Annotated in this window: 41 protein-coding genes; 5 read left to right on the top strand and 36 right to left on the bottom strand. The window is 66.1% G+C overall.

Annotated features, from left to right (window positions below; translation table 11 throughout):
• Nucleotides 1–360 precede the first annotated feature (360 nt).
• From AB0B94_RS31295 to AB0B94_RS31215, 17 genes are all read right to left on the bottom strand, one after another.
• Entirely contained in the window at nt 361–909 is a 549-nt protein-coding gene (locus AB0B94_RS31295; RefSeq protein WP_357288902.1) for a hypothetical protein, read from the bottom strand.
• 1,432 nt (nt 910–2,341) lie between these two features.
• A complete protein-coding gene (locus tag AB0B94_RS31290; RefSeq protein ID WP_357288899.1) occupies nt 2,342–2,761 on the bottom strand; it encodes a winged helix-turn-helix domain-containing protein in 420 nt (139 codons plus the stop codon).
• Between the two features lie 165 nt (nt 2,762–2,926).
• Nucleotides 2,927–3,136, bottom strand: coding sequence for a hypothetical protein (locus AB0B94_RS31285; protein WP_357288895.1), 210 nt, complete (start codon nt 3,134–3,136; stop codon nt 2,927–2,929).
• Nucleotides 3,129–3,386 carry a hypothetical protein gene (locus AB0B94_RS31280; RefSeq protein WP_357288892.1) on the bottom strand — a complete coding sequence of 86 codons (258 nt, stop codon included), beginning with the start codon at nt 3,384–3,386 and terminating at the stop codon, nt 3,129–3,131. Before AB0B94_RS31280 ends, AB0B94_RS31285 begins: the two co-directional genes overlap by 8 nt.
• On the bottom strand, nt 3,383–3,763 hold the full coding sequence (locus tag AB0B94_RS31275; RefSeq protein WP_357288889.1) for a MazG-like family protein: 381 nt from the start codon (nt 3,761–3,763) through the stop codon (nt 3,383–3,385). Before AB0B94_RS31275 ends, AB0B94_RS31280 begins: the two co-directional genes overlap by 4 nt.
• Complete coding sequence (locus AB0B94_RS31270) at nt 3,756–4,037, bottom strand: hypothetical protein (protein WP_357288886.1); 282 nt, start codon at nt 4,035–4,037, stop codon at nt 3,756–3,758. Before AB0B94_RS31270 ends, AB0B94_RS31275 begins: the two co-directional genes overlap by 8 nt.
• Nucleotides 4,034–4,540 carry a hypothetical protein gene (locus AB0B94_RS31265; RefSeq protein ID WP_357288882.1) on the bottom strand — a complete coding sequence of 169 codons (507 nt, stop codon included), beginning with the start codon at nt 4,538–4,540 and terminating at the stop codon, nt 4,034–4,036. The genes AB0B94_RS31270 and AB0B94_RS31265 overlap by 4 nt, the downstream gene beginning before the upstream one ends.
• A 154-nt stretch (nt 4,541–4,694) precedes the next feature.
• Nucleotides 4,695–4,964 carry a hypothetical protein gene (locus tag AB0B94_RS31260; RefSeq protein ID WP_357288879.1) on the bottom strand — a complete coding sequence of 90 codons (270 nt, stop codon included), beginning with the start codon at nt 4,962–4,964 and terminating at the stop codon, nt 4,695–4,697.
• The gene (locus AB0B94_RS31255) at nt 4,964–5,290 is read right to left on the bottom strand and encodes a hypothetical protein (RefSeq protein ID WP_357288876.1); all 327 of its coding nucleotides are present in this window, start codon (nt 5,288–5,290) and stop codon (nt 4,964–4,966) included. Before AB0B94_RS31255 ends, AB0B94_RS31260 begins: the two co-directional genes overlap by 1 nt.
• Nucleotides 5,283–5,615 carry a hypothetical protein gene (locus AB0B94_RS31250; protein WP_357288873.1) on the bottom strand — a complete coding sequence of 111 codons (333 nt, stop codon included), beginning with the start codon at nt 5,613–5,615 and terminating at the stop codon, nt 5,283–5,285. The genes AB0B94_RS31255 and AB0B94_RS31250 overlap by 8 nt, the downstream gene beginning before the upstream one ends.
• Nucleotides 5,615–5,995, bottom strand: a complete 381-nt coding sequence (locus tag AB0B94_RS31245; RefSeq protein WP_357288869.1) for a hypothetical protein — start codon at nt 5,993–5,995, stop codon at nt 5,615–5,617. Before AB0B94_RS31245 ends, AB0B94_RS31250 begins: the two co-directional genes overlap by 1 nt.
• The gene (locus tag AB0B94_RS31240; protein WP_357288866.1) at nt 5,995–6,429 is read right to left on the bottom strand and encodes a hypothetical protein; all 435 of its coding nucleotides are present in this window, start codon (nt 6,427–6,429) and stop codon (nt 5,995–5,997) included. The genes AB0B94_RS31245 and AB0B94_RS31240 overlap by 1 nt, the downstream gene beginning before the upstream one ends.
• Before the next feature lie 85 nt (nt 6,430–6,514).
• Complete coding sequence (locus AB0B94_RS31235) at nt 6,515–6,805, bottom strand: hypothetical protein (protein WP_357288863.1); 291 nt, start codon at nt 6,803–6,805, stop codon at nt 6,515–6,517.
• A complete protein-coding gene (locus tag AB0B94_RS31230) occupies nt 6,802–7,095 on the bottom strand; it encodes a hypothetical protein (RefSeq protein ID WP_357288859.1) in 294 nt (97 codons plus the stop codon). The genes AB0B94_RS31235 and AB0B94_RS31230 overlap by 4 nt, the downstream gene beginning before the upstream one ends.
• Nucleotides 7,095–7,607, bottom strand: coding sequence for a hypothetical protein (locus AB0B94_RS31225; protein WP_357288856.1), 513 nt, complete (start codon nt 7,605–7,607; stop codon nt 7,095–7,097). Before AB0B94_RS31225 ends, AB0B94_RS31230 begins: the two co-directional genes overlap by 1 nt.
• A 305-nt stretch (nt 7,608–7,912) precedes the next feature.
• Nucleotides 7,913–8,233 carry a hypothetical protein gene (locus AB0B94_RS31220; RefSeq protein WP_357288853.1) on the bottom strand — a complete coding sequence of 107 codons (321 nt, stop codon included), beginning with the start codon at nt 8,231–8,233 and terminating at the stop codon, nt 7,913–7,915.
• Nucleotides 8,234–8,431: 198 nt separating this feature from the next.
• Complete coding sequence (locus tag AB0B94_RS31215; protein WP_357288850.1) at nt 8,432–8,878, bottom strand: hypothetical protein; 447 nt, start codon at nt 8,876–8,878, stop codon at nt 8,432–8,434.
• Nucleotides 8,879–8,996: 118 nt separating this feature from the next.
• Between AB0B94_RS31215 and AB0B94_RS31210 the strand changes: the two genes are divergently transcribed.
• Nucleotides 8,997–9,377 (top strand): hypothetical protein, encoded by a 381-nt coding sequence (locus AB0B94_RS31210; RefSeq protein WP_357288847.1) that lies wholly within the window; start codon nt 8,997–8,999, stop codon nt 9,375–9,377.
• A gap of 48 nt (nt 9,378–9,425) precedes the next feature.
• Nucleotides 9,426–10,043 carry a hypothetical protein gene (locus AB0B94_RS31205; RefSeq protein ID WP_357288844.1) on the top strand — a complete coding sequence of 206 codons (618 nt, stop codon included), beginning with the start codon at nt 9,426–9,428 and terminating at the stop codon, nt 10,041–10,043.
• Here the strand turns inward: AB0B94_RS31205 and AB0B94_RS31200 are convergent.
• The 12 genes from AB0B94_RS31200 to AB0B94_RS31145 form a co-directional block, all read right to left on the bottom strand.
• Entirely contained in the window at nt 10,033–10,554 is a 522-nt protein-coding gene (locus AB0B94_RS31200; RefSeq protein ID WP_357288841.1) for a hypothetical protein, read from the bottom strand. The two genes, AB0B94_RS31205 and AB0B94_RS31200, sit on opposite strands and share 11 nt — an antisense overlap.
• A 337-nt stretch (nt 10,555–10,891) precedes the next feature.
• Nucleotides 10,892–11,257, bottom strand: a complete 366-nt coding sequence (locus AB0B94_RS31195) for a hypothetical protein (protein ID WP_357288837.1) — start codon at nt 11,255–11,257, stop codon at nt 10,892–10,894.
• Nucleotides 11,258–11,421: 164 nt separating this feature from the next.
• On the bottom strand, nt 11,422–11,907 hold the full coding sequence (locus AB0B94_RS31190) for a hypothetical protein (RefSeq protein ID WP_357288834.1): 486 nt from the start codon (nt 11,905–11,907) through the stop codon (nt 11,422–11,424).
• A 4-nt stretch (nt 11,908–11,911) separates the two neighbouring features.
• Nucleotides 11,912–12,286 (bottom strand): hypothetical protein, encoded by a 375-nt coding sequence (locus tag AB0B94_RS31185; RefSeq protein WP_357288830.1) that lies wholly within the window; start codon nt 12,284–12,286, stop codon nt 11,912–11,914.
• On the bottom strand, nt 12,283–12,750 hold the full coding sequence (locus AB0B94_RS31180; RefSeq protein WP_357288827.1) for a hypothetical protein: 468 nt from the start codon (nt 12,748–12,750) through the stop codon (nt 12,283–12,285). Before AB0B94_RS31180 ends, AB0B94_RS31185 begins: the two co-directional genes overlap by 4 nt.
• Before the next feature lie 826 nt (nt 12,751–13,576).
• Nucleotides 13,577–14,131 carry a hypothetical protein gene (locus tag AB0B94_RS31175; RefSeq protein WP_357288824.1) on the bottom strand — a complete coding sequence of 185 codons (555 nt, stop codon included), beginning with the start codon at nt 14,129–14,131 and terminating at the stop codon, nt 13,577–13,579.
• A gap of 156 nt (nt 14,132–14,287) precedes the next feature.
• Entirely contained in the window at nt 14,288–14,614 is a 327-nt protein-coding gene (locus tag AB0B94_RS31170; protein ID WP_357288821.1) for a hypothetical protein, read from the bottom strand.
• Nucleotides 14,607–15,008 (bottom strand): hypothetical protein, encoded by a 402-nt coding sequence (locus AB0B94_RS31165; RefSeq protein ID WP_357288818.1) that lies wholly within the window; start codon nt 15,006–15,008, stop codon nt 14,607–14,609. The genes AB0B94_RS31170 and AB0B94_RS31165 overlap by 8 nt, the downstream gene beginning before the upstream one ends.
• Nucleotides 15,008–15,211, bottom strand: a complete 204-nt coding sequence (locus AB0B94_RS31160; RefSeq protein ID WP_357288815.1) for a hypothetical protein — start codon at nt 15,209–15,211, stop codon at nt 15,008–15,010. The genes AB0B94_RS31165 and AB0B94_RS31160 overlap by 1 nt, the downstream gene beginning before the upstream one ends.
• 375 nt (nt 15,212–15,586) lie before the next feature.
• Nucleotides 15,587–15,823, bottom strand: coding sequence for a hypothetical protein (locus AB0B94_RS31155; protein ID WP_357288811.1), 237 nt, complete (start codon nt 15,821–15,823; stop codon nt 15,587–15,589).
• Nucleotides 15,820–16,182: a hypothetical protein gene (locus AB0B94_RS31150; RefSeq protein ID WP_357288808.1), complete on the bottom strand. Its 363-nt coding sequence runs from the start codon at nt 16,180–16,182 to the stop codon at nt 15,820–15,822. Before AB0B94_RS31150 ends, AB0B94_RS31155 begins: the two co-directional genes overlap by 4 nt.
• A complete protein-coding gene (locus AB0B94_RS31145) occupies nt 16,179–16,394 on the bottom strand; it encodes a hypothetical protein (RefSeq protein ID WP_357288805.1) in 216 nt (71 codons plus the stop codon). The genes AB0B94_RS31150 and AB0B94_RS31145 overlap by 4 nt, the downstream gene beginning before the upstream one ends.
• Before the next feature lie 414 nt (nt 16,395–16,808).
• On the opposite strand from AB0B94_RS31145, the gene AB0B94_RS31140 reads away from it, so the two are divergent.
• Genes AB0B94_RS31140 through AB0B94_RS31130 form a run of 3 tightly spaced genes read left to right on the top strand, consistent with a single transcriptional unit; the run spans nt 16,809 to nt 18,038 of the window.
• Nucleotides 16,809–17,243, top strand: a complete 435-nt coding sequence (locus tag AB0B94_RS31140) for a hypothetical protein (RefSeq protein WP_357288800.1) — start codon at nt 16,809–16,811, stop codon at nt 17,241–17,243.
• Nucleotides 17,240–17,491: a type II toxin-antitoxin system RelE/ParE family toxin gene (locus AB0B94_RS31135; RefSeq protein WP_357288796.1), complete on the top strand. Its 252-nt coding sequence runs from the start codon at nt 17,240–17,242 to the stop codon at nt 17,489–17,491. The genes AB0B94_RS31140 and AB0B94_RS31135 overlap by 4 nt, the downstream gene beginning before the upstream one ends.
• A gap of 58 nt (nt 17,492–17,549) precedes the next feature.
• Nucleotides 17,550–18,038, top strand: a complete 489-nt coding sequence (locus AB0B94_RS31130; RefSeq protein ID WP_357288793.1) for a hypothetical protein — start codon at nt 17,550–17,552, stop codon at nt 18,036–18,038.
• A gap of 3 nt (nt 18,039–18,041) precedes the next feature.
• Here AB0B94_RS31130 and AB0B94_RS31125 read toward each other — a convergent pair whose 3' ends face one another.
• The 7 genes from AB0B94_RS31125 to AB0B94_RS31095 form a co-directional block, all read right to left on the bottom strand.
• Complete coding sequence (locus tag AB0B94_RS31125; RefSeq protein WP_357288916.1) at nt 18,042–18,533, bottom strand: endonuclease domain-containing protein; 492 nt, start codon at nt 18,531–18,533, stop codon at nt 18,042–18,044.
• A 102-nt stretch (nt 18,534–18,635) separates the two neighbouring features.
• Complete coding sequence (locus tag AB0B94_RS31120) at nt 18,636–19,214, bottom strand: hypothetical protein (RefSeq protein WP_357288790.1); 579 nt, start codon at nt 19,212–19,214, stop codon at nt 18,636–18,638.
• 101 nt (nt 19,215–19,315) lie between these two features.
• The gene (locus AB0B94_RS31115; protein WP_357288786.1) at nt 19,316–19,894 is read right to left on the bottom strand and encodes a hypothetical protein; all 579 of its coding nucleotides are present in this window, start codon (nt 19,892–19,894) and stop codon (nt 19,316–19,318) included.
• Nucleotides 19,895–20,004: 110 nt separating this feature from the next.
• On the bottom strand, nt 20,005–20,325 hold the full coding sequence (locus AB0B94_RS31110) for a hypothetical protein (RefSeq protein WP_357288782.1): 321 nt from the start codon (nt 20,323–20,325) through the stop codon (nt 20,005–20,007).
• 952 nt (nt 20,326–21,277) lie between these two features.
• Nucleotides 21,278–21,583, bottom strand: a complete 306-nt coding sequence (locus tag AB0B94_RS31105) for a hypothetical protein (protein ID WP_357288779.1) — start codon at nt 21,581–21,583, stop codon at nt 21,278–21,280.
• 89 nt (nt 21,584–21,672) lie between these two features.
• Nucleotides 21,673–22,062, bottom strand: coding sequence for a DUF6221 family protein (locus AB0B94_RS31100; protein WP_357288776.1), 390 nt, complete (start codon nt 22,060–22,062; stop codon nt 21,673–21,675).
• The gene (locus AB0B94_RS31095) at nt 22,062–22,238 is read right to left on the bottom strand and encodes a hypothetical protein (protein WP_357288773.1); all 177 of its coding nucleotides are present in this window, start codon (nt 22,236–22,238) and stop codon (nt 22,062–22,064) included. Before AB0B94_RS31095 ends, AB0B94_RS31100 begins: the two co-directional genes overlap by 1 nt.

Below are 22,238 nucleotides of genomic sequence, written 5' to 3'. Positions count from 1 at the left end.
GAGCAGGCCGACCTACTAAAACAAGCCGGTGCGTTACGGGCAAAGATGGACGCCGCTGCGGATGACTTCGCGGACGGGGTGATCAGCCGCGAACAACTCCGCCGCATCACCGGGAAGCTCCGACCCGCTGTCCTGGACCTTGAGGCTCGGGCAAAAGCACAGCGTCAAACTCCTCACCTGGAACTGGTCCTTTCCTCCGTCGGCAGCAAGGCCCGGGAACGGTGGATGGGGTACACCGTTCAACAGCAGCGGGCGATCATGCAGGCGCTACGGGTGCGGGTGATCATTCTCCCCACCCGACGTGGGCCAGGGTTTGACCCAGCATCCGTGCAGATCGTTGCCGGTCGACGGGAGCCGAACCTAAGCGCCGCCGTTCCCACTCCGAGGCGAGGAGAGTCGATCGATCGGGACCACCTTGGCGCGTCGCTCGAATAGCTCGGCGAACTCGGTCCAGTCACGTTGCCGCTCCGGGCTAGTGCCGGCCACATCTGCGCCTCGGATGGTCTCAAGCAGCCGACGGTGCCTGTACGCCTCGATCCGGTCAGCCCCTGCCGCCCGCCGGTTGCTGTTGCACTCGTTGATCCGCACGGCGACACCAACAGCGCAGAAGATGGCGCCGACCAGCACCAAATTTCGGTACACCGGAGCCGCCGTCGAGTCGGAATGGGAGTACGCGAAGACCATCCACCCAGTGGTGACCAGGCCGATGAAGCCAAGAACGATGTCGAACGCGCGCCCTGGACCCCGAGCAGCGTGCCGGTCCTTCAGCAACTCGGCAATCTCGGTCCGTTCTTGGTTCAGCGCCCATGCGCCGCTGTCTTCGCTGTCGTTGATGAGGTTGGGTCGGTCGGTGAATCCGTACGCTGCCATGGTGCTGTTAGCTCCGATCTCACTAAGGGAGGGGGACATCGGAGGAGCGAGCCGGGGAAGGGGCGTCGACCTCCCCGCCACAGTCGCCGGGTGGTGGCGGTGCGGCGGTGCAACCCGGGCCCCGGTGGTGGGGCGGGTTGCCGGGGGCGCGACAGGTCACCCAGGCGGTGCGGCGGGGCCAGGTGCCCTGGTGAGCGGTTGGCTATCACCGCACCCCGGTAGCCACGATGGCCAGTACGTGAGCCACCAGGCGCCGGTGAGGGTGTCGACGTCGATATTGATGTTACTGGCGGTTGATCCGCCTACAGTGGTGCCGCCTTGGGTGTGCCAGGTGTCGGGTCCAACCGGAGTTGGTGTCGGCCTGTGGTGGTGCCGTGGGGTCATCGCCGCTGGTGTTTGCGGGGCCAGTCGGGGCGCGGGTGCGACGGTGGTCGCGGCCGTCCGCTGGTCGCACGGTGAGGGGCGATGCGAGGCCCGGAGGTCTGGAAGATCCGACCCAGGTTCTGTGGCCGATGTGGTGCCGGCGGGCAGCATCGGTACCCCAATGGTCGGCTCAACGACCGGGCCCGTGGCGGGAGTTGATGCCGGGGCTTGGGTCGGTGCCGTTACCGGGTCACCCGTTGCCGGTGTTGTTCCCGGGTCGTCCGTGCCCGTTTCGGTGCTCGGGGTGTCGGGCGACCGGGGGGCTGTGGGCGGTGCCGTCGGGACCTCCGGTAGCTGCGGCACCTCGGGTAGCGGCGGCAGCACAGGGGTGACCGCGTCGACCACGTCCCCGACGATGGTTTCGACGGCGGTCACGGGCGGATCCAGAACGGCGTCAACGGTGTTGAGGATTGGCTGCAACGGTTCGGGTGTCACCGGTGGAGCCGGGTTGGGCTGCTCGGCCGGTGTTGCAGGCTGAGGCAGCTCGACCGGCAGGATCGCGTCGACTGTTCCCATCACGTCGCCAAGTACGGTGCCGACCACAGTGGTCGGCTGTTCGTCGGCGTGTGCTGCGGTGTCGGTGGCGAGGCTCAGGGCGGCGTAGGCCGCTGCGGTGGCGCCGAGGAGCAGGAGCGTGTGTCGTGCTGTGCGTGCGGTCGCTGATGCCACTGTTCCTCCCCCATGAGGCGTGACCTGTGATGCAAGTTGCAAGACTATTTCGTGTTGACGAGAGTGACGCGCCGGTAACGTTCCGGCCTATCGCCGCCCCGGTCACCGATCTTGGCTTGTTGGCGGGGGCACCTACCGGACAGGGGAGATGCGCACCTGTCCGAACGGTTGTTCTGAGGTCGACCTAACCGTGCTGGTTGTGGCCTTGGTCGCGGCAGGGTTGCGGATCGTCTGAGTAGCCATGGGATGTGCCCTCCGTAGCCGGCCTGGTCTGGAGTAAGTAGCCCACCCTGCCGGACCGCCGTCCGGTTGCAACTTCCACATGTGGCCATTAGCGCTGGTCGTGAAAGACTTTCATGGCCCGTAACCCCGAAAAGGATCAGTCGTTAGCCACTGATGGCCCGATGTACCACCGGTCAGCGGCGAACAGTTCCGGCTCCGGCTTCCCGGTACGCCGGACCACGAACACGGGCACACCCTCATCGATGTACTGGTCGTCGCGCTCGTCCGGGGTGGGCATCCTTGATTCGATCGACGCCACGTCGGTGAGGTCGATGGGCTGCTTGTCAAATATCCGACGCACGGTCGAAGTCTTGCCTCTGCGTACGACGATCAGGCCCTCTGCTCGCAGGATCGCGACCGCATCTCGGACGGTGTCGCGGCCGAGGGAGTACTCGCCTTGAAGTTGGCGGTCGCTCGGGAAGGGTTCACCGGGTGCCAAATCTCCATTTAGGATCTTGCCTCGGAGCAGGTCAGCCAACACGCGATGGCCGATCTCGGGCTGCCGGGGATAGATCACGTGTCGGACGGTAGGGCACTACGGAAGGTGAGGCACCTGAGGCCATATGGCCATACGTGGCGCAACCGGGCAGGATCAGGTAAAGAAGCGGCCCGCCCCAATTCGGTGGGGGCGGGCCGCTTACGTTTGGACGCCGACCGTCAAGCGGCCGAGCGCAGCTACAGGCTAACCGGTGCCACCGACAGTTTCGGTGTCCCGCCACCACCGGTCGAACGGGACACCCTGGTCGTCCGCCGGCCACGTCAACCGGTGCCGGTCGCAGGCGTCAGCGAACGCCTCCCGCTCCTCGGTGGTCATCTGGCGGGTCAACCACCGGTCGTCGCCGTGGAGGTAGACGGAGAAGCACGCCCCGTCGAGAGCGGCGGTGTCACACATTCCGGACCGACCGGCCAGCGAACCAGCGACGAACTGAGTGGGCGCCGATGACGATCAGAGCCGCCCCACCCATCGCCGCCGCTCCGTACAGAAAGCTCACGAGTCGCCCGTCCGGGCACCGCTCGAACGCCAGCATCCGGGTCACCGGACACCCGGTCGGTGGGCGCCACCACCACAGGCCAACGAACAGGGCGTACCCGATGGCGATGTACGCGCCGAGCAGGATCCGACGAACTCGGCGGTCGGTCACGGGGCCACGCCCAGCTCATCGAGGCGACGCCCGACCCGCTCCACCGTGGCGCCGACTGCCGCCGCCACGTCCACGTACCGGAACGAGTGCAGGGCCACCAGTGCAGTGACCGCAACGTCGACCAGTTCGCAGGCCACGTCGTCCACGGTGTGGGTCTGCCCCTTGCGGGGGTTCTGCCCGGCCGCGCCGATGACAGCCTGGGCGACCTCGCCGGCTTCCTCCATTACCTTCAGGATCCGGAGGCGGACCTCGGCTTCGTCGCGGCCGTTGGTGTCGTCGAGCCAGGCGGTCGAGCGGCGGACCAGAGCGAACAGGTCGGCGCCGGCCTCGCGGTCGCATTTAACCTGTTCCGTCACCATCACGTCGGTATCAGTCATCGACGTCTCCCGACTTGGGGTGGAATCCGGCGCCGCCGTCCTGGTCCAGCCGGAGCAGGGTCATATTGCGGGTGATGTCACGGCGGGACGCCAACGCCACAACCTCTGCGTCGGTCGGGTCCTGGGTCAGGTGCCCGTAGTCGCGGTGCCAGTCCATCCACGCCTGCGTCACCGCCTTGTCCCGGTCAGTGTCGGAGCGGGAGACGCTGATGCCGAGGAGAGCACACACCCGCTCGGCCGCTTCCAACCGGCGGAACATGTCGTCGCCGGTCACGGGGTTACCGTCCAGATGAAACCGGTTGGCTCGGGCAGCCGGTTGCCGGCGGCGTTGAGCCCGTCGGCCATGGCCTGCGCCTGCACCCACCGGGCCGGGGCGTCCGTGGACGGGTCGCCGTCCTCCACGTAGAGGTGGTCCCACAGCTCGATGAGGTCACCTGAAGAGCAGGAGCCGGGCAGCCGTTCATCGTCGTCGTCCGAGTCGTCACCGGCGGTGGGCAGCGCGGAACCGCGCCGGATCGAAATCTTCACCTCGTCATCACCGTTGAGGTCATCGAGGCTGTCAAGGATGAAGCCGTGGTCGTCGGCGACGATAGCCCGCCACGGGCCACGCAGGTGCTCACCTGCTGCCGGCATGGGGGCGAGAGCACTCAGGAGGTCGTCGGCGAAGTCAATGGACCGGTGAGCAGCCCCTTCCTCGTGCATGAACTCGGCAAACTTGGCTGCGATCAGGTCCCGCAGGCCGACGTCGGTGGGCGTTGCGGTCTTGGTGTCGGTCATGAGGTCTCCTCGCTAGATGTGAGTGTTGGATCGAGTCGTAGTTTCTTGGCCTTACGTCGCTGGGCGCGGTTGCCGTTCGGGTCGGCGTTCTCCCGGACTGGGTCGTGGTCCAGGTTGGCGTCTGGGGGCACGGACCCACCGGGTGCATATCGGGCTAGATATCGGCGGATGGGCATTGCGCCTCCTTGGTTGTGGCTGGTGTTCTGTGGCGGTCGTCGACCTCGCTGATCGCTTCATGCAGCGTTGGCCGCTCACCGACTGGTACTGCCGGCATCGACCGGTCACGACGGACCAGCAGGATCGACCACCGGCGGCCGGCTACCAGGGTGCAGAACTTGCCTGCACCGCCGTACAGGTTCGCGAGGACACCGATCCGGTTAACCGGAATCCAACCCCGGAAGAAGTGGCTTCGGAAGGCACCCATCACGCTTCCTCGACCGATCGAGATGCGGCCTTACGGCCGAGGTGCAGTTGGCGGAGTACCTGGTCCTTGCCCTCGCCGGACTCGCCGAGGGTCAGGGTCAGGCGCACCCCGAACGGGATGCGGAGGGTGTAGGCGCGGCGAGCCGAGCCGATCAGGGCCGCCGCCAGTTCGCGCGACCAGTCGTCACCGAGCGGCAGGCGCTTGACCGTCCACCAGATGCCCTCCGGCACCATGATGACCACCAACCAGATCAGCCCACCCACGATGACCAGGGCGCCGATCGCGGCCGGAACGGCGGCAACTCCAAGCCAGAAACCATCAGGCATCAGCAATCTCCTTCGCGGTGGAAGCAACAGCGGCGGCGCGGCGCACGTCGAACTGCTGGTATGTGGTCCGGGGTGTTTGACGGGTCTGCCCCCACGCCACGATCCGGGCCGACCACCGCAGCCGGTACCGGCCCACCATCCGGTCAGGTACACCGTGGTACGCGGACACAGCCCACACCTGCCAGCGGCCGACCGTTGGTGGCGGGATGATCCGGCCGGACCAGCGGATCCGCCACCCGTACCTACGCCACACCGACTTCACGGCAAGCGCGGCCGGGGCGAGCAGGGCGCCGCTGGCGAAGCCGAGCCAGAAGCCGTCAGGCATCACGCCTCCTTGGTGGTGGGGGTGGGTTTGCGGTTGGCGGCGAGCTTGACCCGCAACCGGGCGTTGACCTGTGCCCGTGTCGGTTCGGTGTACCCGTGGTACCCGCGACCCGCTACGTACGACTGGCCGTGGCCGCGTCTCGACTCGCCGCACCACCGACACCCCATCGGCTCCGGCGGCAACTCGCGGCGAACCTTCGCCGACCGCCGCATCAACGCCTCACGACGAAGCGCCGGAGCCAGCCGGTGCAGGTCCCCCGTGTGCCAACCAGGCAGCGACTTGTCGAGGCTGCGGGCGTACCGGCCGTACTGCTCGGCCAAGTCGGACAGGTCGGCGCGGAACAGCAGGGTTGGGTTCGGGTCGAACGTGAGGGCGCCCATCAGTACCACGCGTCGTTGTACAGGTCGGCGGTCTGCCGGTACGCGTACTTGGTGGCCTCGTTGACGGTGCGTACCGTCGGATCGTCAACGTCGACGACCCAGCGGTGGGACAGCATCGACTCGAACCGGCCTTCTACCTTGTGCGCGCCGGGAACAACAGCACGGACCGACCAACTCGGGCACACGCCGTTGTCGGCGACACCGATCGCCGTCCACTGATTCGAGCAGATGTTGTCCCAGTCCGAATCGGGCTGGGCCGTGTATGACTGGCTGGTGGCTGTGGTCATGGCCGTGTCCGGGTTGGCTGCGTCGATGGTCGCCACGTGAAGGCTGTGGCCGTAGGCGTTTGTCTTGCCTCGGATGACGGCGATGGGGGAGATGGTGGTACCGGTCGGGTAGTGGTCTACCTGGGAGATGACGGTGTAGGTCGGCATACTTCGTCTCCAAAGAGGGCTAGCCGGTGGTCTGAGTAGCTACCGCTGTGCCGGGAAAGCAAGGTTCGGCACAGCGGTACGCCGATCAGGGGGTTGGTTCGATGCTCATGATTTCGATGGTCAGTGAACGCGGGTCGAAGTTCGGAACGATCTCCCGCATAGCGGACGCAGTCATGACGTGGATCTTCTGCGCAAGGTTGGAGTCATCGAGCGCCGGTGACGGGTTCTCCGAGCCGATCTGAACGTCCGCCCTCCCGCTGCCACTGTTGGCCGTGTAGGAGTACGTCACCCGGAACCGGTACGGGTAGGCGTCGATGGCGGCCTGCTGTTCCGGAGTTGCCTTCCTGCTGTGAGTTGAGTGCCACACGTCGATCACGCCTGCGACTTGGCGTAACTCTGACCGTGGACAACCCAGCGGACGTCGCCGTCCAGGGTTGCGGTGTCGGTGTCCTCGTCCTCGTTTTGCAGCTCGATGGTCAGGTTGCCGGAGCCCTTGGCTGCCGGGGTGATGCGCCAGATGCCGTGGATGAACGTGATTCGGATCAGGGTGCCGTCGGAAAACGCGAGCAGGTCACCCTGGTCCTCGTCCTTGTAGGTGAACTCCGCGCTGATGTCACCGTCGACCTCGATCAGGTCGTCGCTGGCACCGGTGATGACGACGGGCATCAGGACTCCTTCGAGATCGGCTTGCCGGGCTTGTAGTCGAGGGCCAGGTCGTACAGACGGCCGTACTCGTCGTCGGTGAGGCCGTCGGCCACGTTGCCGGCCACAATCGCGGCGTGCCGGCAGGCCGTACGAATGTCCTCGGCGACCAAGATGATCAGCAGCGGGTGGTCGGAATAGCGCACCGGATAGTGCTCGCGGGCGTACGAGGCGCCCTCCCGGCGCCGCTTGTGGACGTGCATGAGGGCAGCGCCCCGGTCGAGGTCGGTCATCGCGTCCCAGGCCGGCAGGCCGGACGCTTCGAGCCACGGCTTCGGCTCGGTGTGGCTACCCGGGCACCGGTTGTTCCGGGGGCCGTGGACCCGCAGCAGGAACCGCTTGTGGGTCACCCCGTGCCGGTTTGTGACGGCCGGTTGGCTGTGCCGATTGGTGAGAGGGTGCGCCTCATCGCAGACGGTGCAGACACCTTCAGTGTTCTTGACCGGCCGATACTGCTGGGCGGGGTCTTCGCTCATGGGCTACTCCTTCGGTTCGGTGGGTTGGGGGAGCGCGGTCGTCTTGCCGCACTGCGCCGCCTGAAGACGCTCAATCTCGCGCGTCAGGTACTCGACCTCAGCTTCTCCGTGAGCGTCGTCGCGCCGGTGGCAGCAAGAGGTGTGGTCACGCCACACGGCACAGGGGCACCTAGGCACGGAGCAATGAGTGCCGTACCCGTGGGCATCGATGTGATGGCCGCAGCCGAGACCGTTCGCGTCGCAGCAGAAATCGACCAGGTGGCGCAGATACTTCGGGAAGGTGCCTGTTGACGCCGGGTCTGTAATCACCGGCGGATACCGGTCATGAACTCGTTGGCCAGGCGTACAGCCTCCGCAGCGGACGGTGCCGGAGGCTCCTCAAACGGACGCAGCGGCCCCTTGTTGGTCCGCCACACCTGCCACCGCCAACCGGTCTCATCACCGACCACGATGCTGGTCAGGTCGCCGTGTATGCGGATCGCGTGGAGGGCGTAACCGGAGTAGGCGTTGCGGATCCAACCGTCCTGCCCGTCGATTGCCTTGTACATCTCGGCGAGACGGGCGGCGGTCGCTGGGCCGTAGTTGGCTAGCACCCGAGCGGCGTGCTTTTCGTCGTCTTCGGTCATCGTTCAACCTCCCCTGTCTTTCGGCAGTCGGGGCACCGGTCGATGCCACCTGGTTCAGTGCACGACCAGCCGTCCTCGCGCATCCGGGCACGCACCTCAGCGGCAAGGTCACCGGTCCACGCAGCGATGTTCACCGCGCAGGAACACGCCGAGGGGGCATGTGGCCTGAAGCGTCCTGGCGCTCGATGCTGCGGTTCATCAGAGCATCCAGTCCGGCATCTCGCCGATCTCCTGTTCGACCGGCTCGGGCGCAGTGAGCTTGCGGGGCGGCTCGGCGGGGAACTGGGCCAGCATCTCGCGAACCTCAGCCACCAGCGTTTCGTAGGCCACAGCGTTGGCGGCACACCGAACCTTCAGTTGTTCCACAATGGCGGCGGTTGTTTCCCACGGCCCGGGGTTCATCCAGCCGTTTCGAATCTTGGTGGCCCGCTCGACCGCCAAAGCCGGACGCTTCGCGGCAGCCACGATGTCCTTCATGCAGTCACGAGCGGACAGGCCGCTCGTGGGGTAGGTGTTGTCGCGGTTGGTGTGGATGTGTCCGCACTCGGCAACGATGCGGCGCCCGACTCGCAGGACTCCGGTGTAACGGTCGTTGGTCTCGCGGTGAGTTCCGATCACCAGGTTCGGGGTCGCGGTGGCCGGCATGTCGACTCCCTCAGGTTGCTCAAAACTGTGTCTAGTGAGACAGTATAGGCGGCCATGCGATGTGTCAAGTGAGACAGTATTGCGTATCGGATGAGACAGAGGTGATAACGTGCCCGGCGTGATTCGCACAGCCTGGACCCCCGACGACGACGAGCAACGCAAGGCGCTCGCCGACGCCACACGCCTCGCCCGCAAGCACCGGCAGGCCGAAGCCGCAAAGTGGGCGGGGATGCTGCGCGCGCGAGTGCTTGGTGTGCCAGATGAGGTGCTGTGCGATGAGACGGGCGAGAGTCGCGCGACCCTGAACCGCCGGTTCGGCCCCCGGCGAGCAACTGCGGTCACATGGTCCGGCGATAACTTCGCCGAGATCCAGGTTCTACGCCCGCAGGCACGACTCACCGAAGGTGGGGACCTGGAGCTTGAGAGCACGCCTGAAGGCAACGGTTGGGTAGTTGTCGGACGGGGCTACGTCGTGCGCCACCCGGAGTCGGGTAGCTGACACCCTGCCGGACACCCCGCCACCCGTCGCCCTCGGCAGAATGCCCCGGTGAACATCGAAGCGATCACCGGGATCGTGTCCGCCGTCGCAACCACCGCCACCGGGATCCTCGCTTGGAGGGCAGCGCACTCAGCCAACAAAGCGGCGACAAGATCCGCCGACGTAGCGGAGGCATCCGAACGTGAACGCCAATGGGACCGGCTCACCCCGCAACTCGACTTCGTGTGCGTCGCGAAGGACAACAGCGAACAAGCTGAGCTGCGAATTCGACTAGAAGGACCGTACGCGCTCCGCGAGCTAACCAAGGTCACGGTCAGGATCCGTGACGACCGGCCCCAGCAAGGCACGCTCGCCAACATGACGCTGCTCCTGATGCAGATAGCGGCAGGTGGGACCGGTGCCAAGGACCACGTCTTCGGTGCTTACCGGTTCGCCCCCAAAGCCGAAGGCGTTGACGCGCACGGCCGCACCATGGTTGTTAACGGAGTCCTTGCGGGTGAGGACATTGTGTGCCTGCTGGACCGAACGTCTCCACCGTTACGGGATGCCGTTGATCTCTGGGCAGGGTTTCACGTGGGCAGGCCCGTACGTATCACCGTGGAGTGCGAGCGGGAAGGTTACCCGCTGTGGCATATCCCTGAGGAAGTCGAAGTGATCACCGAGTAGCGGTGGAGGTTGTCCGCCAGTACGTCATCGAGTTCGGGCAGAGCTGGCAGCCGTTGACGACCGGTTCGCCTTCCTTCGGCGCCCACCGGCCACCGGTCCCGCAGCACGTCCCGTCCTCGCGTACCTCGACTGCCGGCGGTGCCGGGGGAGCGTCCGGGGTCGGCATAGCAACCGGTGCTGGTTGGAGGTGAGCCTGCCGGCGAAGCTTGCCCCGAGCGGCCTGCTGTTCAACCCACCACCGGTTGCTATCAAGCCGGTCATCGTCCGGCCCCGTCCAGGTGTTCTCGTCCCACACGCCGGGGCACATGGTGTCGAGTGCCGCAGCGAGGTCACCCTCGGGTTCCACGCGCACAGCCATGGGGGCGTCGTTGTCGGTATGCCCGGCAAGCATCCACGCCGCACTTGCCTGCTCAGGTGTCAGCGGGGCCGTGATAACGAACTCGCGACGCTGGCCCGTGCTCTCGGCGCCGGCCGCGTGGAGCATCACGACCACCGCGTGCAGGTCTTCCACCCCTGGGATGGTGACGTACATGCGGGGCAAGTCAGGGTCAGGTGCGTGCATACCCGCAGTCTCGATCATCGCGGCGGGGTGGTCTACGGCGACGCGCCGAGGCGCCGGGTTCGTCACGGCGCCGGTGCTGGCTCCCGGTCAACGACCAGCTCGATCACGGCCGTGTCGCACCGCTGGCACCACAGCGTGTACGCGTTGTCCGGTTCCAGGCGCCCAGTGAGCCACCGGACGTGACCCTCATGCCCGGCGTCGTCCGCGAGGCGGTTGAGGTGACGCCAGAACCGGTCCGAGCCGAACACAGCAGCCCGCACCCGAACTGGTTCCGGCGCCGTCACTGCTATGCCTCGTCGCTGCCGGGGCGAGCGTACCCGCTACCCGGGTAGGCGGCCCCTCGCAGACCGGCCGTGATGTGACCGCTCCTCGGCCGACCAGAGGGCGTTGTCGTGTCCACCCCGCACGCCTCGGCGAACTCATACACGTCGAAGTTCGGGTCGTTGTACGCGAGCACCTGGGCGGTTACCCACATGACGTTCAACCGGATGGTGTCGGTTTCCTCGGGCGCGAGCTGAGGGACGTTGTGCCTGCCACGGCTGGTGTCGTGTTCCCGTTTGTGACCGGCCTTGTCCGCCCGGTACGGGGCGTCGGACCAGTCGTGGTTGCGGATCTCGTCGGCGAACTGCTGCGCCAAACGGCTCAACGCCATCGGTTCCTCCTACAGGAACGAGTTGTTTGCCACCCCCCGACGGGGTGACCAGGATGAGCTTACTTGCCCCGGCAACCGGGTGTCGTGTCTGACCGTGCCCGTACGTTCCAGGACGGTGGCCTCGGCGGACTCCATCAGCACCGGCTGGCCGTCGAGGTCACCCCTCACACCCCGGCGGGTAGCTCGTAATCAGCGCCGGGGCGGTTGCTGCCGGCGGCCAGTACGCGCCAGAAGAGTACGAACACCACCGCCCCGTCATTGAACCTAACCCGCACCCCAGCGGGCTTGGACGACCGCCCCCAGTCGGCGAACGTCTCAACCTCGGCAACCTCCGGGTGCCCGGCCTGCCGAATGAGGGCAACCAGGTCCCGTTCCAGGTCGGCAACCCTCAGAGGGCCGGTGAACGGGGCGGGAAGGGTCAGCGGTGGCAGGGACGTGGGGTCGAACGTGTCCGGTCGGTCCAGACGCTCACCGTCGGACGGGGACGTGCGCACGAACTGCAACAGCACCGACCCGCCACCGGTGATGTCGACCCGTAGCCCGTGAGGCTTGTCGGTGATACCCGCCTCGGCCAAAGTCTGGACCCGGCGGATATTCGGGTGCTGGGCGAGAAGCGCAGCGGCGAAGCCCTCGAAGTAGGTGAGCCTCACCGCTCTACTCCTCGTCGGCTTTGCGGTCCGGGCCGTCCGGGTGCTGCGCAGTTTCGCGTTCCGCCTTTTTACGTGCTTTCACATTTGCCCGGTACGCCGCCTTCCGGCGAGCCTTGTTCACCGGATTCGCCAAGTACGCGATCCGGACCTTCCGTCGAAAATCGGGATCAGTCGCCTTCTTCTTTACCTTCTGCTTCTTCCGGCGTTTCGTCACATCGCGAACGTGCCACCCCTTGCAGTCCTCGCACAGATACGCCTCTGCTGGCCCATGCCGCTCGGTCTGCTTCGCCGCGAACCGCTCCGCTGCTTCCTGGTCACGTAGCCGTACCTTGTTTGCGCAGGGCGGAGGCGGGTCCGCGTTCGGAGTCTTGCCAGTCATTGGCCAACCTTCCGGTAGCCGGCGTCGAGAATCAGCCGGGCCAGGCCGTAGGAGTTGGCGGACAATCCGAGGTGGTGGGCGAAAATTTGGGCAAGGTCTTGCACCTCGGCGTCGGTCGGGTCCGCCAGCTGGGGCACATCCTCATACAGGGACTTCCGCCCCCAGGTTTGCCCACGGTCGCCGACCCAGTGGGAGTCAGGGGTGTCGTCCTTCTCGGCTTCAAGATCGCCCAGCGTGACCGACAGGTCGGGTTCGTAAATGAACTCCCACTTCCCGCGCCGCCGGGACAGCACGTACCGGTGAACCTCGTTCGGGTCAGCGTCGGAATGGATGGCGGCGGGCCGGTGCTCGTGCACGTAGACGCCCTCAACAGTGCCGTCGGCAAGTTCCCAATCCGCGAGCAGATCCCGTTCGTTCGCTAAGCCGAGCGGTCCGCCAACGTACGGGATTTCGATCTCAGCCATGCTTCGCCTCCATCTCCACTGGTGTCTGCCAAGGCGGTTCGGGGGTGCCCACGTACGTCACTCTTTGCGCCCTACACCGAAGGCAGTGGGTGAGGAACGCGAGTTGCGGCCCGTCCGGTCGGATGAGATAGCACGACCAGCGGTGCCGACCGAACCAGCAGAGGATCCTCACCGCCGTCTCCGACCGTACGCCCGGTGCATTCGGGACAGCCGTGCCTGCCTGCGATACCACTGGGCGCACCCGTCACACCCACCAAGGGCACCCCGGACCATCCACCGACGCACCCGATCATCAGGACGGTCCAGCATCTCAGCACGTACCGCCGCCGGGCCGTGAGACTCCAACTCCGGTGTCCCGTACGGCAAGGTCACCGGCCGCCAATCCAGGGGCTCATCCCAGACACCGCAGTCGTTGCACCAGATCGGCGGACGCCCTTGACAGCCGGCGGTAGGCCGGCATTCGTCGTGCGACCACCACCCGGCCAGAGTCGTGATCACCGGTGCCCCCGCTTTTGCCCGTACGCCCGATACATGCGTTGCACCCTCGCCCGCTGGTTGAACCGCCGGATGTTCTCGGTGATCGGGTGCAGCATCCGCAGGGCATCGGCAATCCCCGCCAAAGCCCGGTCAACCATGTCCCTGGCCCGGTCGTGCCCGCATGCCCCGCACCAGTCGACCCCATCATCGGGGTGACCACGCCGGCACTGGTCCGGATCCTGCTGGGTGTACCCGCAGTGCCCGCAGTCGTCCCGCCACGTCTGCCACACCGCCTGGTGCTCGGCGTGGGTCATCCCGCACGCAGGCAACGCTGTCGCCTCAGCCATCGCTACAGCACCGCGCCGACAACGGCCGCCCGCAGGTCGGTTACCGCATCCGACCACGAGTCCCCGCCGGAGATCAGCCGCCCGTCCGGGTGATGCGCCCGCCACCGAATCGAGGTAGTGCCGCCCGAGCCGAGAAACACCGGCAGGATCAACCCGGCCAGTCGGTCCCGGTCGTACGCCGCGAACCGCCGCAGCTCGTCCTCGGTCCGAATCGACAACCCCTCATAGTGGGCTGACCCGCCACGGATCGCGTGCGACAACTGCGGGTACTGCATCATGTCGTTGTACGGGCAGATGATCCACGCCTCGGCGCAGCGTTTCGCCCACCCCACGGTTCGGCCGAGTCCGGGCCCGAACCCGTTCCACCGGTTCTCGTCCCGGTTCGGGTTGTCGTCCCAGATCTGCCACCCAGGTTGCATGCCGCCGCCGTTCGCGTCGGCGGTACTCCGGTCGACCTTCACGATGTGGTGTGCTCGCCCGTTGTGCCAGGTGGTGTGGCGTTCGGTTTGCGGGTCCCACTGCCAGTCGAGCAGCATCCCGAACCACGGCTCCTTCATCGCGTCGCCTCCTGAGCGTCGTACCAAACCCACGGGCTCGCCCCATGTTCGGCCTCGTACTCGACCGCCAGATCCCGGCAGGCGCAGTCCTCGGGACCGTCGCACATCTCCGGGCGTGCCATCGGGCACCCGTCGTAGTGACCCCAGCCGTCGGCGTTACTCACCGGGCCACCGCCGAGACTTCGTCACCCGGCGTCGACAACCCTCAGAAGCGGCAGCAAGGTACGGGTACAGGTCGCCCATGGTGATACACGCACCAAGCACCTCGGCGAGGATCGCGCCATCCCCAGGGACGTCCTCCCGATGTTTCCCGGCCATCGCACCCCGGACGTAACCCATAACCGCAGCCTCACGAACAAGACGGCGTTCATATGGGCTGAGTGTGGCCAGGGCTTTGTTGATGGTTTCGGCACGTTGCCGCTCCCTGGCCGCGAAGTATTCCAGCAGGCCATCGGGTAGTTCGGTGTTGGTCACGTCAGTCACGGTTGTCCTCCCTGAGTAGGAAGTGGGCAACAGCCATCGCGTGTGGGTCCGCACCGTTGGCCTCGGCGTCATGGGCAGCGGACTCCAACCATGCGGCTAGCAGTTCGCCGAGGTCGGGATCTACGAGAGCTATCCACGCCGCGTCGTTCCAGACGTTGCGCCTCTCATCCCAAGGCTTACCGGAGAGCGTCGGTAGCCACGCCCGCAGGTCTGACTGACCCGGAGGCCCGGACAACACGGTCGCGGTGTAACCGCCCGTGTTCAGGTATGTGTCGTGGGTGCGCCACGGGCCGGGCGTCGCAGCGCTACCGGCTTTCCGGAGCGTCGCGGCGGCAGCCCGAAGGATGTCGAAGGTCTGCCACGGCTCCTCGATAGCCTGCGGATGGGAGTCCATCACAGGCCGATCCGTTTCACGAGCTGCGCGAAGTCCTCTTCGAGGTTCCACACACCGCCGTCGAAGTTCTGGTGGTAGCCGACAGCGGCCTCAGTCATGAACCACAAGGCTTGAGCAAGACCGGCGTCACCGACCTGCTCGGCACCCTTCCGGCCCTGGTCGAAAATCAGGGCAAGGTGCCGCAGGTCCACGGCGTCAGCCACGGTCGGCCCCTATCAGTAGGTCGTACCACTCCGGGCGGCTGAGCGTCCCTGTCCATCCCCCGCACACCTTGCAGCGCAGTTGCGGCGCCCCGAGCCGACCACGCAGCGCGCCGGTACACACGTCCCCGTCGGGCTCACGCTCGGCGCCACACGGGCCGAACACCCACTGGTACTCACGCCAGTAGTTCGTGTACCGGTCATACTCCGCCGCGACCACATCCTGCGGTCCCTGAATGGACACGTAGCGAGTGCCGCTGCAACAGGTCAGATGAAGGGCGGCGTTACGAGCTGTCGCCCAGTCCGGAAAGGTCTGGGCCGTCTCAACCAGACCAGTCTCACCAGGGATCGGGTCCCAGGAGGTGTACACCGCCCAGGTCACGGCGTCGAACCCCGAGCCATGTACACCGTCCCGGCCTGCATGGCTGCGGCCAGGTCGAAAACGGTCGTCCCACGGGTGCCGTCTGCCGCGTTGAAAGCGCTCGTTGCCGGCTCGTCCGGCTGCCCGAGGGTGTTCCGGAACCCTGCCGCCCGCTCAGCAGCCACGTATCGCTCCTTGGAAACCTCGATGAACTCAGCTTCGTTGGGGGAGCGCAGGAAGTACCGCGTAGTCACGGCTTCACCTTCTCGGGAACCGGCTGCCACGACTGGTCGGCAAGGCGGACGGCGAGCATCCGCACAGCCGGCCCGGATCCGTGTAGATCTCGCTTCCACTCGCGTGCGTGGTCCTGGTCGTCGCACTCGAAGATCTCGCCCGGCTTCTCCGGGTTCCATACGACGCCGTAGTTCCAGTCGGCGGCGAACAGGGGCAGCATCGCGTCCGCTACCGCGTAGCAGACCTCACGGGTAGCAGGGCTCCGGTACCCGTCCAGTGAAACGCCGTGGCGTCGGGTGGCCTCGGTCTCGGCGAGCAGGTCTCGCAACGCGGCAGTAGCGGTTGCGGTGTCGTCGTCACCCATTGGCTGGTCGTTCACTGCGCCCCTCTCTCGGGGAACATCAGCATCCCGTCACGTGGCCCGTACTCGCAGCCGAGACAGGTGCAGCAGCACTCGCGGTCGTCCAGGTGTTCGCCGCTCTCCTCGTCGTACGTGCCCGAGCAGTTGCGGCAACACCAGTCGTCGTCGGTCGCGGCCTCAGGTTCGAAGTTCAACCCGCCCGGACTGGCGGCAGTCGAGGTGCTTGCCATATGCGCCTCCTGGGGCTGGTCAGTATGGGTTGGTGGACGTCCACCAAGTCTACCAAGCATGGGTCATGATCACTATGTGTGGGTGTCCACCATGCGATACTCAACCCATGACGGAAGACCGGTCAGTCGACCGACACACCACGCCAAGACGCCAAGTCGGCATCGACGACCCCGACTGGGAAGAGCTAGGCAACCTCGTCGGCGACCGGAACCGAGCCGAGGTCATCGCCCGACTCGTACGCGCGTTCTTGAAGCGACCTGGGGCACGGATGCCGAAACGTTCGGACTACGAACCGCGCAAGACCGAACCTGATGCGCCAGTGACGTAGTCCCGACACGCCCAACAAGCTCGCCACCTGCAACAACACGCCGAAACCGGGCAACTAACCCACCGCCGTCGGTTAGCATCCGGACATGACCGCAGCCCACGCATACGAGCCCGACGAGTACGAGGTCCCCGAACACGGGACCGCCCCCGTCGAAGCCGTCGACCGTGCCGTTGACGGCCAGGTCGTGTACCTCACCCGCGCCGGGCAGCGCGTCGCCGCCGTCGTCCCGCCCGAGCAGGCCGCCGACCAACAGGCAGTTGAAGCGGTTGTGCAGGTCGTCACGGACCTCATCAAACTCGACCCGCAACGCGCACGAGACACCATCCTCGGCCTGCTTCGGTCCGTGCCGGCCCCGTCCACGGCCACGCAGCAGGCGATCCGTGAGGAACTGATCGACTTCTTGGACGACATCGACAGCCACCCCGAACTGACCGAGAAGGTGAGCCGGATTCGGGCGCAGGTCGCCGCCGGAACCTACGAGTCGGTGTCCCACGAAGAGATGACCCGGCGGTACGGGTGACCTGGGCAGTTCGGTGGGAACCACCAGCGGAGAAAGACCTCGCCAGCGTCGACAAACCGATCCGTAAGCGGATCCTCGCAGCGGTGGGGAAGCTTGCCGAGGATCCTCACCCGCCCGGTTCCCGCCTTGTGTTGACCCAGGGTGTGTGGCGGATCCGTGTCGGGGACTACCGGGTCAAGTACGACATCATCGACGGGGAGTTGGTTGTTGTTGTGATCGAGGTTGTGCACCGCTCGAAGGCGTACTAATCCGCCTCTGGCTGTCTGCGACCCGACACCTGCCCGGCCCGAACGACCCATCCCCGGTGTGATCACCCCGCAGCAGACTGCGACAGTGACAAAACGACACCTCACCGCTGTTGCTGTGCTCCTACTCGCCGGGGCGGTCGCCGGTTGCGACTCGGGTAGCTCTAGTACGCCAGCAACCTCCGGAACCACCCAAGCCGCCTCCGCGAGCAAGACTCCGGCCGCGACCCGGTACGACACCCCGCAAGCCCTTGTCGGCGCCCTCGAAACCGGTGGGATCAACTGCGGCGGATACGACCCCACCGAAGGCGTCATCGGCGCTGTTGCCCGAGGGTCGTGCTACATCGGCGACGCGGAGGTGGTCGTGAGCATCTACGCCACCAAAGCCGACGCGGCCGGGGAGCCGGCGAAGAAACACCAGCTCCTCGCGGGGGTGGCTGATGTGGTTATGACTGTGGGGGAGAACTGGACCACTTCGTGTGACACGCCTGCCGACTGCGAGAAGATCGCGAAGGTCATCGGGGGTCAGTACACCCGCATCCCCATGTGACGATCAACTACCCGGCAGTGGTGCCGTTTTCCTGGCTGCTGCGCGTGCCGAAGGGCCGGGGCTGACCGGTGCGCACAGGAAACACCCGCACGGCCGAGGCCAGGTCGCGGTGTTAGCGCGGTGATGGTCGGCGAGCACATGCCGCCGGTGCGGGGCAGTCGGGTCGCACCCAGCACGGTCAAGGTAGGTGCGTGCCGCCGCTTCCCATTGGCCGCCGTCGTTCAGTCCGGGTAGGCGCCCCCACAACTCGAACTCGCCCAAACAGCCGTTGCAGCCGGGGCACAACAGACCTCGTACGCACACCCCGCAGGTGCGGCGTTTGTTGCGCCCCAAGCAGCACACATGGTCATGGTCGATCACCAGGGGTCTGTTCCAGGTTCCCTTCCCGCAGATGGCACACACCCCTTCCTGCTTGACGCGAAGCTCCCGGTACCGGTCCGGGGTGAGCCGGTACCGGGCCAACGTCCGTGGCGTGGGCAGCCGCAGGCAGCACACGGTGTCCCAGTCGGCCCTGAGGTCAATGAGGTGGTGCGGGTACTGGTGGAAGGTCGGGCACCACAGGGGAGATACCCGACCTTCCAATCGAGGCGCGCTCACTTACCCCTGCTTCGCTGCGGCTTGCTTCTCGGCCTGCCGCTTGGCGTACGCCTCCGCGTGCCATTCGTCGTGGGCGTCCTTGCGCCACACCTCAACCGCCACGGTTCCCCACCCGTACCAACCCCCACCCTTGATCCACATGTTGAGGGTGTCCTCGGCTTCGACCTCCGCCAAGGAAGCAAAGTCGCCGCTACGGACCCCGTACGGCTGGGCGATCATCACCGCCGGCTTACCCTTGTACGTCCACCGGGTCACGTGATCCATCCACGACCCGAGGCGTTGATTACACACCTGCACCCCGCACCGGCCCTTCAGCAACCAGTGCAACCCCCGGCAGTACGTGTTCGCCCGCCGCAACTCGTAGTACTCCGCCCACTCCAACAGGGCCAGGCGGGACCGCACATCAATGTTCGGGCCGTACGGCCAGTCGCCCTGCTTATCCAGCACGCCCGCCTCCTCGGCGCGTGCGGTGGTCTCGGCAACCAACCTCCTGTCGGCCGCAGAAGCGTGTTGGAAGCAGCGTTTCTGGCCGTCGGGGTAGAACAGGCCACGCCACTCACAGCATTCGGGTGCGTCCACGGATTCTCCTTGGCGTAGATCAACGTCAACAACCCAGTCGGCCGGGCAACGGGTAGGTGTTCATCGAACCGCAGACCCGTCCCACGGGAAAGGAAGCCGCATCATCGGCGGGCACCCCAGGCGTCCCATGCGGCGTCGAAGGCGCGCATCGCCCCGACCTGCCGGGCATGAACCACCGCGATCACACGGTCCAGCCGTGGAGCATGGAACGTCCCCGCGCGGGCGGGTCGTCTCGGCCACGCGCACGGCTGACCAACCTGAGCCTTGCACCGGGGGCACGACACGTCGATCTCCGTTGGCTGGGGGGTCGCATCAAGGTAGGCGGCTTTCGCTTTCTCGGCGAACTGCAACCGGGCATCGGCAACGGTGCTGCGGGGAACCTCGGCTGGGTCGGGTGTCGATGCCGGCCGAGGCAGCTCGGGCGGAGTAGGTCGTGTAACCAGTGCAGCTCGCGGTAGCCAGCCGCCGGCAACGAGCGCCCCGAGCACTTCGTCTACCGACATGGTGTACCGGTGGCCGCCGTGCCGGCAGTTTTCCGGGACGACGGCACCTTCGGGGCAGCAGTTCGTTCGGTGATGCGCAGCGTGGGCTTCACGTTCAAGCCGGTTCGCCAGGTTGTTGATCAGGGCGGTGGTGGTGTCGTCAAGTTGCCAACGATCCCGCAACGGCATCCAGGTCATGGACAACTCGGCACAGGTGCGAACTGGTTTCGATCTTCAAGCATCACCGCAGGCTAACCACCCCAGTCGAGGACCACGGCCCCGCCGGACAAGCCGGAAACGCCCGACGATCAGGTGTCGAGACCGTACCTGTCGCTGTACTCGTCGTAGGCGGCGTCGAACGCGAGCACCGACTGGTACTGCCGGTCGTTGAACGCCCGAATCATCTTGTCCATCCGTTGGGCGTGGTACCTGCCGCCCGGTGGTTGGCGTCGGGTCGGCCACACGCACGGCTGACCGGCTGGTGCCTTGCACCGGGGGCAGGGGAACGAGATGTTCTCGGGTTCGGGGTGCGCGTCGAGGTACGCCTGCTTCGCCGCCTCAGCGGCGTTCGTGCGGGCGGCAACGTGGTCAACTGTGGAGGAGTCGGCGGGGTCGGCGGTGGTAGTCATCAGAGCCTCCGATGTTGTCCGGTGGGTGGCAGCAATCACCGTAGTCACCCGCGCGACGACGACAGTTAGGCGCCGGACGGCAGCTCGCTGCCCTCAGGTGCGGGCGTAGGAGTGTTCATAGGCCAGCTCGTACCGCAGGTCACGCACACCCAGTCCCCGGTCTTGCCGCCGAAGGTGTCTTGTTCCTTCGTCCGCTCCGCGTGGGCGCACAGTGGGCGGCCCGCCTGCCTCCACGTCTGGCGGATGATCAGAATCTGATCCAGTCGCATGCTTACTCCCTGCTGGTAGGGGTGCGGTCCATCGAGGGGTGCCGGCAAAGGCAACAAGGTCGCGGTTGCTTAAGTGAGCATGCGTTGCTTCTCCCACCGGGGAGTCGTGTCACCAATCAGACACCACAAAACGTGCGCAAGCAACTACGGTCAGTTCGGCACGTCCTTCGTGAAGAAAGGAGCAGTGTATGAAACACCGCCCGCAATCAAGGTGGACCCACCGACTCGTCGCCGCCGTAGCAGGAGTCGCCGTCTCCGCAATCACCCTCGTTGCTGCACCCCAGCCCGCCCAAGCGGCCACCCTCCTCGGAGGTGTCGACCTTGAGTCCTACTGCGACGCGGCGTACCGACCCTCTGCATATCCAACCCTGATTGCCCCCCAAGACGCTTGGTCATGGAGGTGCTTCTCGGGAGGCGTCCTGTACAGCATTGACATGACCACCGCGTGTACATACAAGTGGGGCGGCCCGGTCTTCGCCCAACTGCTTAGCAACAACCCCTACGCCTGGCGCTGTTACCGCCCCAGCTAGTCGGACTCGACCGCTGGCCGGCAGATGTCGATGGGCTGCCGGCCAGCGTGCAGGCCAGGTTGGCAGACGCGTGCGGCGTCGCCATCTCGTGATCGCGGGTACCGCGACGAGTGGCAGAATCCCTCAGGTCGCTGTTTGACCACCTGAACAGCATCAACTCCCGGTGACAGACACCTGCCCGTCGTTCCTGCGGTGTTGACGGTTGATGTACTGCGCGGCAGCCTCAAGCGCTTGATCCATTGTGTCCCCGTAGAACGGGTTCTCCGAGCCCAGGAACCCCGTCCAGTACTGCTGTCGGGTCTTTTCGTCTACAAGCACCACGACGGGTTCGGCAACGGTGGCAGCGTCCCGGTCGACGTCGCCGAGGGGCGCGGGAAGGTGCCAGCCGATGACGTAGCCGACCTGGGGTTCGGAGTCTTCGATCTTCGCGACCCAGAGTGGGTACGACTGAGGGATCATGGGTGTCTCCTGTCAAGGGTTGGTGGCGGCGTGACTTCGGTGTGACTTACACGTGAGTCACGGCGTGACGAGCCAGCGCGGGCCGTGACTCACGGACGCCACTCGTCGCGATAGCCGGGCCGGTCGGCGTACGGCAACGCCAGCAACCAAAGCGCCGCGTCCATGGTTGGGTATCCGGCGTCAAGCCAGCGCTGAACCATGGCCAGAATTCGACGCTTGGAGTCGACCTCGGCCAACGCCCGGCTCGGCTGGTGTCGCACGATGTGACCGACCTCTTCGGGCCGAAGCGGGTCATCCTCCGCGTACCCCGCCGACACCACACGGTCACCGATGAGCAGAACGTGGTCCGGCCCACTCCTGTCCGGGATGACGTCGTGATGCCACCGAACCATCGGTACCGCCTTGGCTAACCGCTCGTCCTCGTCAAGTTGGGCGCGGAGCCACGTAATCAGGTCAGCCGCGATGTCTGGGGTTTCCATCAGTACGTCCCGTAGTCGCTGACCTGGATACCAAGTTCGGCGTACTCATCCCGGTTCGCGATCTCCTGGACAGCGACAAGAAAGGCAGCCCACGCGGCCCGGTCCTGCTTGTCGCGTTCGTCGTTGTTGGCCGACACATCTGCGTAGATTCGTGCCTCCGCTGTTCGGTGTCCCAC

It is taken from the genome of Micromonospora sp. NPDC048986, from assembly GCF_040649335.1.
In the GTDB taxonomy this organism is placed as follows: Bacteria; Actinomycetota; Actinomycetes; order Mycobacteriales; family Micromonosporaceae; genus Micromonospora; species Micromonospora alfalfae.
Note: the sequence above shows the minus strand (reverse complement) of the source record. Positions and strands in the feature narration are given on the sequence as shown.

What these genes read in the sequence shown, in the direction of transcription:
- AB0B94_RS31195 (WP_357288837.1), bottom strand. Translation starts at nt 11,257, where the DNA reads ATGGCGTTGAGCCGTTTGGCGCAGCAGTTCGCCGACGAGATCCGCAAC.
- AB0B94_RS31185 (WP_357288830.1), bottom strand. Translation starts at nt 12,286, where the DNA reads ATGACTGGCAAGACTCCGAACGCGGACCCGCCTCCGCCCTGCGCAAAC.
- AB0B94_RS31255 (WP_357288876.1), bottom strand. Translation starts at nt 5,290, where the DNA reads ATGCCTGATGGTTTCTGGCTTGGAGTTGCCGCCGTTCCGGCCGCGATC.
- AB0B94_RS31285 (WP_357288895.1), bottom strand. Translation starts at nt 3,136, where the DNA reads ATGTGTGACACCGCCGCTCTCGACGGGGCGTGCTTCTCCGTCTACCTC.
- AB0B94_RS31215 (WP_357288850.1), bottom strand. Translation starts at nt 8,878, where the DNA reads ATGCCGGCCACCGCGACCCCGAACCTGGTGATCGGAACTCACCGCGAG.
- AB0B94_RS31110 (WP_357288782.1), bottom strand. Translation starts at nt 20,325, where the DNA reads ATGACTACCACCGCCGACCCCGCCGACTCCTCCACAGTTGACCACGTT.
- AB0B94_RS31250 (WP_357288873.1), bottom strand. Translation starts at nt 5,615, where the DNA reads ATGCCTGACGGCTTCTGGCTCGGCTTCGCCAGCGGCGCCCTGCTCGCC.
- AB0B94_RS31165 (WP_357288818.1), bottom strand. Translation starts at nt 15,008, where the DNA reads ATGGACTCCCATCCGCAGGCTATCGAGGAGCCGTGGCAGACCTTCGAC.
- AB0B94_RS31240 (WP_357288866.1), bottom strand. Translation starts at nt 6,429, where the DNA reads ATGCCGACCTACACCGTCATCTCCCAGGTAGACCACTACCCGACCGGT.
- AB0B94_RS31245 (WP_357288869.1), bottom strand. Translation starts at nt 5,995, where the DNA reads ATGGGCGCCCTCACGTTCGACCCGAACCCAACCCTGCTGTTCCGCGCC.
- AB0B94_RS31220 (WP_357288853.1), bottom strand. Translation starts at nt 8,233, where the DNA reads ATGACCGAAGACGACGAAAAGCACGCCGCTCGGGTGCTAGCCAACTAC.
- AB0B94_RS31145 (WP_357288805.1), bottom strand. Translation starts at nt 16,394, where the DNA reads ATGGCAAGCACCTCGACTGCCGCCAGTCCGGGCGGGTTGAACTTCGAA.
- AB0B94_RS31265 (WP_357288882.1), bottom strand. Translation starts at nt 4,540, where the DNA reads ATGACCGACACCAAGACCGCAACGCCCACCGACGTCGGCCTGCGGGAC.
- AB0B94_RS31180 (WP_357288827.1), bottom strand. Translation starts at nt 12,750, where the DNA reads ATGGCTGAGATCGAAATCCCGTACGTTGGCGGACCGCTCGGCTTAGCG.
- AB0B94_RS31230 (WP_357288859.1), bottom strand. Translation starts at nt 7,095, where the DNA reads ATGCCCGTCGTCATCACCGGTGCCAGCGACGACCTGATCGAGGTCGAC.
- AB0B94_RS31100 (WP_357288776.1), bottom strand. Translation starts at nt 22,062, where the DNA reads ATGGAAACCCCAGACATCGCGGCTGACCTGATTACGTGGCTCCGCGCC.
- AB0B94_RS31175 (WP_357288824.1), bottom strand. Translation starts at nt 14,131, where the DNA reads ATGAAGGAGCCGTGGTTCGGGATGCTGCTCGACTGGCAGTGGGACCCG.
- AB0B94_RS31115 (WP_357288786.1), bottom strand. Translation starts at nt 19,894, where the DNA reads ATGACCTGGATGCCGTTGCGGGATCGTTGGCAACTTGACGACACCACC.
- AB0B94_RS31105 (WP_357288779.1), bottom strand. Translation starts at nt 21,583, where the DNA reads ATGATCCCTCAGTCGTACCCACTCTGGGTCGCGAAGATCGAAGACTCC.
- AB0B94_RS31275 (WP_357288889.1), bottom strand. Translation starts at nt 3,763, where the DNA reads ATGACTGATACCGACGTGATGGTGACGGAACAGGTTAAATGCGACCGC.
- AB0B94_RS31225 (WP_357288856.1), bottom strand. Translation starts at nt 7,607, where the DNA reads ATGAGCGAAGACCCCGCCCAGCAGTATCGGCCGGTCAAGAACACTGAA.
- AB0B94_RS31295 (WP_357288902.1), bottom strand. Translation starts at nt 909, where the DNA reads ATGTCCCCCTCCCTTAGTGAGATCGGAGCTAACAGCACCATGGCAGCG.
- AB0B94_RS31260 (WP_357288879.1), bottom strand. Translation starts at nt 4,964, where the DNA reads ATGGGTGCCTTCCGAAGCCACTTCTTCCGGGGTTGGATTCCGGTTAAC.
- AB0B94_RS31140 (WP_357288800.1), top strand. Translation starts at nt 16,809, where the DNA reads ATGACCGCAGCCCACGCATACGAGCCCGACGAGTACGAGGTCCCCGAA.